The sequence below is a fragment of the Bacillus cereus group sp. BfR-BA-01524 genome (assembly GCF_022662595.1).
Taxonomy (GTDB): domain Bacteria; phylum Bacillota; class Bacilli; order Bacillales; family Bacillaceae_G; genus Bacillus_A; species Bacillus_A thuringiensis_S.
Window position 1 is genome coordinate 1 of record NZ_JAKUDW010000201.1, and the last position, 2,866, is coordinate 2,866.

A 2,866-nucleotide genomic window follows, 5' to 3' on the forward strand; every position below is an offset into this window, starting at 1 on the left:
CTCTTGTCCATCCCAATATAAAGACTTAGTTGGTCTTTTACTATCAAAAACATGTCCTATTGCTTCAGATAAATACATATTTTTAGGTAGGAATTTTGCTGTATTATCTTTAAGTTCTTTCTTCTCTAAATCTTGGGTAGACTTTAATCCTTCGTCTGCAAATGGGTATTGTGCTTTAGCAGCAGTAAATACACCAGGGTAATTTGCATTCCAATCATTTTTGTACTTACCTTTTACTTCATACGAAAATCCATAACCAGAATGTAGCTTAGAAGGAGCTAAATTATCAATACTCCCTGTCAAAGTTTCATAATACATTTCCCCAGTTATATCTTCTTTTGATACACGTTCACTTACTGTTTCTACTACACCTTTTACACTCGTTACACCACACATTGCCTTTTCTTTTGAAGGCTCATAGATTGCAGTTTTAATAGGATTATTTTTGTACGTAGTTTCCTCGATGTCTATACGGTTACCAGCAGGGTTAATTTCCGCTTGAATTGTTCCTTTACCTTTATGTTGCCAGTCAAGGTTCAGGGTTTTCTTTTCTCCCTCAGTTAATCTTACCTTTTGTAAAGCTACTTGTTGTCCGTTATGTTTTAACACAACTACTGTTTCAGGATTCGTATATTTCTCTTCTAATACATCTAACTTTTTAATTTTATTCTTCTCTTTTTCTAACTTCTGTCTTGCATTATCTAGCTTATTTGCCGCACTATCTAGTCTATTTTCTTCCCAAGAGCAGTCTCTATCAATGTAGTGATCCTTTCCCTCGGCATCTACTTCATGAATTGGATTACGGCGACAATAACTTAGACTAGATTGAGCACTATCTCTTTCCGATTCAGAGCTATTTACTTCTTGTTGAGACTTGTTAATATTGTTATTTGCCTTTTCTCTATATTGGTCACGTTCTGGTTTAAAATTGTCACGTGATACATCTACTCTTGTTTTAATATTCTTTCCTTCTCTTGCTGTTTCTCCTTCAATTCGGTCAGCAGAGAAATCAATTTTATATTTAAAATCATCTTCATCACCTGGATCTGGATTAGGTGTTACTTCTGTACCACAGTTTCCATCTACAATAAAATCAACTGTTTTCTCATTTGACCCCCTTTGAACCCCATCAATAATTTTTAATTTTGCAGTATAACGACCACACATCTGAGGCTGCCAACTTATATCTTCTTTCGTAAATCGTCCTGCATCACCTTCATTTGGTTTTTGATTATCTTTTTGTGGCGTTGAGCGTAAGTAATTTTCTTGATGATACACTGTTTCACCACTTTTAGTAATATCTAGTAGCCATTGCACACGATTTCGTTCACCTGCTATCGATGAATAAGGGTTACCTATATCGAGTTTGGGACCACGTTCTGTATATCCTTTCTCTTTACTTACATACTCGAAACCGTTAAATGTAAACTTAACAGGTGTATCCTTCTTACCACTAGAGACTTTAAAATCTTTTATTTCAGGTTTACTAGTTCGTACATACCATAAACTATATTTATTTATTCCATTTACGCCACCAGCACCTGCATATCCACCAGAAAGATAAGCTATATCACGAATCCAGTAAAATTCTCCATAATTCTCAGAACCTGTATTATTAAAAATGACATGGCTGTTTATATTATCTAAAACAAATTTAGGATTTCCCCAATATTTATCAGAAATAACACCATTATTCACTCTTTCTATTTCTGTAACCATCCGATCTCCCACTGTGACAGCCTTATTCCAATAACCTTCGTTTGAAATCCGTACATATGGTTCACTTAGGTCTTCTTCTTGTACTAAATTTCCTCTTGGATTTTCAAAATTAAATGAACCATTGTAAACAGCCGGATAGTGAAGGTCTCCTTTGTACGCTAAATCTATACCAGGTGGTGCATAATCTCTTCCAAATCGATAGAATTTACCTTTCATTTGTAAATCTTTTGACTTAAGAAACTTATCCTCATTTCCATTCAGAAAAGGTACATCGGCATTTTTTGCCTCGACCATTGTAGGCATCGCTAATAAAACAGAAGTACAAACCAACAATAGTTTACTTTTTATTTTCATTATTTTCCCCCCTAAAACATAAAAAAGGACAAACCTGTACCATTGGTTAGGTACGTAAGGTTTGTCCTTCACGTATATCATTTGTATATCTTATTATAATTATAAATTATTATATCGTTATTTTGAATGAACGTCTACATACATTGTGTGATCAGCCATAGATTGTCCAATGCGAATTTTATAGTTTCCTTTTTCATAGTTGTTTATTTTACGTGCATCAACCGTTTCTTGAATTTCCTTATCTAGATTTAAGCCACTTAGTAAAGTAGTCCATTGTTTCGCTAATTCAACAGTCGCTTTGTTGTTATCTAGGAAATACATTTTAAAATCACCTGAACTTCCAACTACAGAAAATTGTGCTCCAATAGAACCTTCTGGTAGATACATATTACTATCTAATAAATCAATAGAACCACCAATCTCTTTATATTTTAAGCTTGTATTATAAGTACTATTAATATCTTTAATGATACTCTGAGCTTCACTAGATACTTGTTTCTGTACTATTGGGTTTTTTAATGCTTCTGGATAATAAACCAATTTCTCATTTGCTAAACTAGCATCTAAGCCTGCTGGTACTTCTGGCTTTGTCTCTGGCTTAGTTTCAGGTTTTTCCTCTGGCTTTGTTTCAGGTTTCGGATCTGGCTTCACTTCTGGTTTTGTTTCAGGCTTTGGATCTGGCTTCACTTCTGGTTTTTCCTCTGGTTTTGTTTCAGGCTTTGGATCTGGTTTCACTTCTGGTTTTTCCTCTGGTTTTGTTTCAGGCTTTGGATCTGGCTTCACTTCTGGTTTT

At 34.5% G+C, this 2,866-nt stretch carries 1 protein-coding gene and 1 pseudogene; both read right to left on the reverse strand.

The features are described 5' to 3' along the window. Positions 1-2,073: hypothetical protein (locus tag MR170_RS30240; RefSeq protein WP_242310573.1), on the reverse strand; the 2,073-nt coding region annotated here is incomplete at its 3' end. Between the two features lie 117 nt (positions 2,074-2,190). Next, positions 2,191-2,866: pseudogene (locus tag MR170_RS30245) on the reverse strand (S-layer homology domain-containing protein); the annotation flags it as partial.